Here is a 6,447-nt window from a genome sequence, read left to right on the forward strand (position 1 = left end):
TTGGGGTTTTTTAAAACCCCCCCCCCCCCACCCCCCCGCCCCCCCCCCCCCCGCGCCCCGGGGGGGGGGGGGGGCGGCGGCGCGCGCACCGCCCGGCGCGCGCACCGGACATACCCGACACGCCCCGGCGCGCCACCTGCCGTACGGGGCCGAACCACCGTAGATTTGACGGATCGTCACTTTTTAGGCCCGCCCGGCCGTCCACGACTCCGTCGATCGGTGGTGGTTGCCATGCGACGTCCCTCCCTGCGGATGCGAATCCTCCGGCTCGGCCTCGGTGGCTGCCTGCTGGCCGCCGCCACGGCCGGCAACGCCGCGGCCGCGCCGGGCGAGCGCCCGAAGGACGGGCCCGGATCGCCGGAGCAGCGGATCGAGAGCCTCCTCGCCCAGCTGACCACCGACGAGAAGGTCACCCTGCTGCGCGGCCGGGACGCCCCCGCCGGGGTGGACTCCGTCGGCTACGTCGCGGGCGTGCCCCGGCTCGGCATCCCTCCGCTGCTGCTGACGGACGGCCCGGCCGGCGTCCGGGACGGCCGCCCGGCGACCGCGCTGCCCGCACCCGTCGCGCTGGCCGCCGCCTTCGACCCGGCGCTGGCCACCCGGTACGGCGACGTGCTGGGCCGGGAGACCCGGGCGCGCGGCTACCAGGTGCTGTACGCGCCCATGGTGAACATCGTCCGGACCCCTCAGGGCGGGCGGAACTTCGAGACGCTGGGCGAGGACCCGTACCTCGCCGGGCGGCTCGCCACCGCCGAGGTGCGCGGCATCCAGGCGCAGCGCGTCGCCGCGCAGGTCAAGCACTTCGCGGCCAACAACCAGGAGGACAACCGCCAGTCGTACGGCTCGGACGTGGACGAGCGCACCCTGGCCGAGATCGAGCTGCCCGCCTTCCGGGCGGCGGTGCGGGAGGGCCGGGCCTGGTCGGCGATGTGCGGCTACAACCCGGTGAACGGCGTCTGGGCGTGCGAGAACTTCCCGCTGCTGCGCGACGTGCTCAAGGGCCGCTGGGGCTTCGACGGGGTGGTCGGCTCCGACTACCCGGCCACCCACTCCGCCGTCAACGCCGCCGCCGGCGGGCTGGACCAGGAGTTCGGCGGTTCGAGCTACTTCGCCGACCTGCCAGCCGCCGCGGCGGACGGCCGGCTCGCCCCGGCCCTGCTGGACGACCAGGTCCGCCGGGTGCTGCGGCTGATGGCGCGCACGGGAGCGCTCGACGGCGCCCAGGCGCCCCCGGTCGACCCGGCCGCCGGAGCGCGCGACGCCCGGACCGCCGCCGCCGCCGGAACGGTTCTGCTGCGCAACGAGGGGTCCGCCCTGCCACTGGACGCCGCCCGGCTCAAGTCCGTCGCCGTGATCGGCCCCTGGGCGGACCGCGCCTACACCGGTGGCGGCGGCTCCTCGCACGTCACCCCGTACGCCGAGCACACGGTGACGCCCCGCCAGGGCATCGCGGCCCGGGTCGGCCCGAACACGGAGGTGCGCCACGACCCCGGCGACGACCCGGCCGCGGCGGCCGCGGCGGCCACCGGGGCGGACGTCGCGGTGGTGGTGGTCGGCGACCAGGAGACCGAGGGCGCCGACCGCGGCTCGCTGAACCTCACCGCGGCGGACGACGCGCTGATCCGGGCCGTCGCCCGGGCCAACCCGCGCACCGTGGTGGTGCTGAACACCGGCGGCCCGGTCACCATGCCGTGGCTGGACGCGGTACCCGCCGTGGTCGAGGCCTGGTACCCGGGCGAGCAGAGCGGCGCCGCGCTCGCCGACGTGCTGTTCGGCGACGTCGACCCGGCCGGGCGACTGCCCGTCACCTTCCCGACCTCCGCCGACGCCACCCCGATCCGGGACGCCGCCCAGTACCCGGGCACGGACGGCACCTACCACTACACCGAGCGCCTCGGCGTCGGCTACCGCTGGTACGACGCGAGCGGCACCGCCCCGCTGTTCCCCTTCGGCCACGGCCTCTCGTACACCACCTTCGACTACGGCGGCCTCACCGTGACCGGCCCCGACCAGGCCGGCCGGGTCCGGGTCGGCTTCGACGTCGCCAACCGGGGCCGCCGGACCGGCACCGAGGTGCCCCAGCTGTACCTGACCTTCCCGGCCGCGGCCGGCGAACCCCCGCAGCAGCTGAAGGCCTTCGACAAGGTCACCCTGGCGCCCGGCGCCTCGACCCACGTGGACCTGCTGCTGGACCGCTCCGCCTTCGCCGTCTGGGACGAGGGCGTGCACGGCTGGGGCGTCCCCGGCGGTCGGTACGGCCTCACCGTCGGCTCCTCCTCCCGCGCGCCCCGGCTGCGGGGCGGCGTCGACGCCCCCGCGTCCCCCGCCGTCTCCACCTGGTCCGGGCGGATCACCGGCTCCGACGGCGCCTGCCTGGACGCCTCGGCCGCCGCCGGGGACGCCGGCCGGCCGCTGGAGGCGACGGACTGCTCGGGCGTGGCCGCCCAGGACGCCACCGTCGGCTCGGACGGCAGCGTCGGCGTCCTGGACGGCTGCCTCACCCCGGCCGGCTCCGCCGACGGCGCCGCCGTGCTCCTGCGGGACTGCACCCGGACCGCCGACCAGGAATGGCGCAGGGGCCCGGACTCCTCGCTGCTGAACCCGTCGACCGGCCGCTGCCTGAGCGGCGCGGACGGCCGACTGCTGCTGCAGCCCTGCGGGACGACCGCAAAACAGCGCTGGACCACGCCCAGCCCCAGCGGGCCGCTGACCGGCATCGACGGGCAGTGCACGGACGTCGACGGGGCGTCCACCGTCAACGGCACCGCCGTCCAGCTCTACCGCTGCAACTCCACCGGCGCCCAGGACTGGACCGTCCACCAGGACGGCTCGCTCCGCGCCCTCGGCAAGTGCCTGGACGTCACCAACGGCAGCACCGCCGCCGGCACCCCCGTCCAGCTCTACGACTGCAACGGCACCGCCGCCCAGAGCTGGTACCCGCGCCCGGACGGCACCCTGCTCAACCCGGGCTCCCGCCGCTGCCTGGACGCCCGGGGCGGCGGCAGCGCCGACGGGACCAGGCTCGAACTCTGGGACTGCACGGGCGGCACCAACCAGCTCTGGAAACCGCCCGCCTGACCGGTACCCGCTCCACCGGTGATTGCGCACGCGGCGTTCGGAATGCCCGAACGCCGCCGTACGCTGTCCCGCAACACCGGCAGGATCATCGCGAACACCTCAACACGAGCCGCAGCACGCACCACGAGCGGGCCGAGCGGGCCCGCCACCGCACGCGGGCGTTCGGGGGAACCGGAGAAACCAGTGGAACTTCGTCAGTTGCGCGTCTTCGAGGCCGTGGCCACCCACCGCACCGTCACCGCCGCGGCCGTGGCGCTCGACCTGGCCCCCTCCTCGGTGTCCGAGCAGATCCGCACCCTCGAACACAGCCTGGACACCGAGCTGTTCGACCGCGCCCCGCGCGGAACCAGGCTCACCGCGGCCGGCGAGCGGCTGCTGCCCTGGGCGCGCACACTGCTCGACCAGGCCGAACAGGCCCGCCGCGAGGTGGTCGCCGACCGCGCCCGGCTGCGGCTCGGCGCGCTGGAGACGATAGCCGCGACCCACGTCCCGGCCGTGCTGGCCCGGCTCGCCGAACGCCGCCCCGGCCTGGACGTCGCGCTGCACACCGACACCGCCCGGGACGCGCTGCTCGGCGGCGTCGCGGCCGGGGCACTGGAGGCCGCCCTCATCCTGGACACCGCCGGACCGCTCGGCGACCTCGGCTTCTACCTGCCGCCCGCCCCGCTCGACCACCTCGACCTCCAGGACGTCCCGCTCGCCCTGGTCGCCGCCCCCGCCCACCCGCTCGGCGGCGCCGCCGCCCTCACCCGCGAGGACCTGCGCGGCCAACGCCTGCTGGTGAACACCCCGGCCTGCTCCTTCCGGCTGGCCGGCGAGCGCCTGCTCGGCCACGCCGTCGAACGCGTCCCCACCGGCGGCGTCGCCGTCACCCGCGCCTGCGCCGAACAGGGCCTCGGCATCGCCCTGCTCCCCGACTTCGCCGTCCGGGAGCCCCTCGCCTCCGGCGCCCTCGTCCGCCTCCCCCTCGCTCCCCCGCCCCTGCACCTCCGCCTGGTGTGGCGCGCCGACCGCGAGACCGTCCCCGGGCTGCGCGCGGCCCTGTACGCCGCCGCGGCCTGAACTCCCCCACACCACAAGCCCGTTCATCGCACACCCGGTCGGCCCGGACGGCATCGCCCGGCCCCTCGAACGCCGGACGGCGCACCCCGGAACCCCGGGGCGCGCCGTCCGCCTCCTACCAGCCCGCCGAATCAGGCCTTCGGGCCCGCCGACTGCACGACCTCGAAGGACCACAGCGTGGACCCGGAGGCGGCCGGCCGCTTCGGCGCCTCGCCGCCCTCACCGCCACCACGGTGGGCCGCCTGCATCGGGCCCTCCATCCAGGCCTTGAAGTCCTCCTCGCTGCGCCAGCGGGTGTAGACCAGGTACTGGTCGGTCCCCTCGACCGGACGCAGCAGTTCGAACCACTCGAAGCCGTCGGAGTTCTCCACCGCACCGGCCCGCGAGGCGAAGCGCTGCTCCAGCACCTCGCGCTGCTCGGCGGGCACCGTCAGTACGTTGATCTTTACGACGCTACTCACATGACACCTCTCATCGTTAGGCCCGCTACCTGGGCACTTAACCTTGACCACGTGCGAGCAGTCTCCTACATACGACAGTCAAAGAAGCGTGAGGACGACTCGCAGGCTTCGCCGGCTGCCCAGCGAACGAAGACCGAAGCCCTGATCGTCGCCAAGGGCTGGGAGAACAACGGCCACTTCGAAGACGTCGGCAAGTCGGGCTGGGACCCCAACGTCACTCGACCCGGGTTCGAGGAGATGATGGCGGCCGTCCGCGCCGGTCAGGTTGACGCCGTGGTCGTGTTCTCCCTCTCCCGCCTCACCAGGCAGGGCGCCTTGGAGGCCATGAAGATCAACGAGGAGCTGGCCCGGTACGGCGTGCGCCTGGTCTCGGTCGAAGAGCCCTACCTCGACACCTCCACCCCGATGGGCGTTGCCATCTTCGGTCTGATCGCCGCGCTGGCCCAGCAGGAATCCGACTTGAAGTCCGCCTACGTCACGGCGACCAAGGAGACGCTGCGCGCGGCCGGGAGCCACGTCTCCGGCATCCCGCCGTACGGCTTCCGGACGGTCCGGGAGCAGCGCGGCGAACTGTCCGTGATGCGGCTGGTCCCCGACCCGGTCGAAGCCCCGCACGTGCGCGACATGGCCCGCTGGGCTGCCGATGGCATGTCCGCCGGAGACATAGCGCGCCAGCTCACCAAGTCGAACGTACCGACCAAGGTGACCACGCTGGGCGACAAGGGCACCAAGCGCCTTGAAGCACGCCGCGCGAACAGCTCGTCCAAGAGCCTCAGTGGCCCCGGTTGGACGACCTCCACCGTCCTGCGCATTCTCCGAGACCCCCGGCTTGCCGGATACGCCATGGTCTGGGAAGGCCGGAAGCCGCGCACGAAGGACGAGGACGGCAACGTCGTCCCCGGCACGCAGGGCAAGCGGACCGTTCTGCGCGGAGACGACGGCTCTCCCGTGGTGTCGCATGAAGGCATCATCACCGCCGTGGAGTGGTGGGCTCTCCAGGAGATCCTGGACGGCCGGTCGAAGGTCGTGGTCCGCTCCGGCCGTCGTGTCCCGACGCTGCTCGCTGGCCACGGGATGCTGTTCTGCGACCTCTGCGGTTCGGTCATGGTGGCGGACGACAGGGGCGACGACGACAATCCGAAGCTCTACTACAAGTGCAACCGCCCCTCCGGTGTCGTCCCCGGACATGGCGGCTTGGTCATCGACGCGACGGCTGCGGATCATGAGGTGGCCAGCTCCGTGTGGGCGCGCCTGACAGCCATGGACCCGGCGGACGAGGACGACGCAGAGTGGCTGATGGAGGCTGCCCGGCGGTTCACCCGCCAGCAGCAGGACCCGACTCATGATGCCGAACAGGCCGCATCAGAAGCCGAGTTGGTTCACGTGCGCGAGGCCCTTCGCACTCTTTACCAGGACCGGCAGGAAGGTCTGTACGGCGGCGAGACCGGCAAGCGGATATTCGCCGAATCGGTCGCCCGGCTGACGGCGCACGAGGAACGCGTATCCGCGCGGGTCGAAGAGTTCCGATCGGCAAGCAGCCGAACCGTCACGATCCCGGCGGAGTGGACGGCCCCCGATCGCGACCCGGTCGGCAACGGCTCGACCTGGGCAGGCATGCCCCTTGAACAGAAGCGGGAGTTCCTGTCGCTGTTCGTAGACTCGGTCCGGATCACCAAGGCGATAGGCAGGGGCCGGAACGCAAACACCCGGGACCGCGTAGTCATCAGGTGGGCCGAGAAGCCGTCCGCCGACTAGGTTCTGTCCGGCGGATCATGGTCGGAGCCAGAGGCGGATCGCTGCGACGGTGACCGTGCCATGGAAGACGTAGGCCCGCTTGTCGTAGCGG

The 6,447-nt window shown here is 73.5% G+C and carries 4 protein-coding genes; 3 read left to right on the forward strand and 1 reads right to left on the reverse strand.

The genetic code is table 11. The annotated features are described in order from the left end of the window. Positions 1-231 precede the first annotated feature (231 nt). Both ACFWXO_RS36360 and ACFWXO_RS36365 read left to right on the forward strand, forming a co-directional pair. Positions 232-3,078: a glycoside hydrolase family 3 C-terminal domain-containing protein gene (locus ACFWXO_RS36360; RefSeq protein ID WP_380529483.1), complete on the forward strand. Its 2,847-nt coding sequence runs from the start codon at positions 232-234 to the stop codon at positions 3,076-3,078. A gap of 183 nt (positions 3,079-3,261) precedes the next feature. Then, the gene (locus ACFWXO_RS36365) at positions 3,262-4,140 is read left to right on the forward strand and encodes a LysR family transcriptional regulator (RefSeq protein WP_380529485.1); all 879 of its coding nucleotides are present in this window, start codon (positions 3,262-3,264) and stop codon (positions 4,138-4,140) included. A 131-nt stretch (positions 4,141-4,271) separates the two neighbouring features. Here the strand turns inward: ACFWXO_RS36365 and ACFWXO_RS36370 are convergent, their stop codons facing one another. Next, the gene (locus ACFWXO_RS36370) at positions 4,272-4,601 is read right to left on the reverse strand and encodes an antibiotic biosynthesis monooxygenase family protein (RefSeq protein WP_380529486.1); all 330 of its coding nucleotides are present in this window, start codon (positions 4,599-4,601) and stop codon (positions 4,272-4,274) included. A gap of 51 nt (positions 4,602-4,652) precedes the next feature. Here ACFWXO_RS36370 and ACFWXO_RS36375 point away from each other — a divergent pair, with 51 nt between their 5' ends. Then, entirely contained in the window at positions 4,653-6,356 is a 1,704-nt protein-coding gene (locus tag ACFWXO_RS36375) for a recombinase family protein (protein ID WP_380529488.1), read from the forward strand. Positions 6,357-6,447: the final 91 nt, after the last annotated feature.

The sequence above is a fragment of the Kitasatospora sp. NPDC059088 genome (genome assembly GCF_042738155.1).
GTDB lineage: Bacteria > Actinomycetota > Actinomycetes > Streptomycetales > Streptomycetaceae > Kitasatospora.

What these genes read in the sequence shown, in the direction of transcription:
- ACFWXO_RS36360 (WP_380529483.1), top strand. Translation starts at nt 232, where the DNA reads ATGCGACGTCCCTCCCTGCGGATGCGAATCCTCCGGCTCGGCCTCGGT.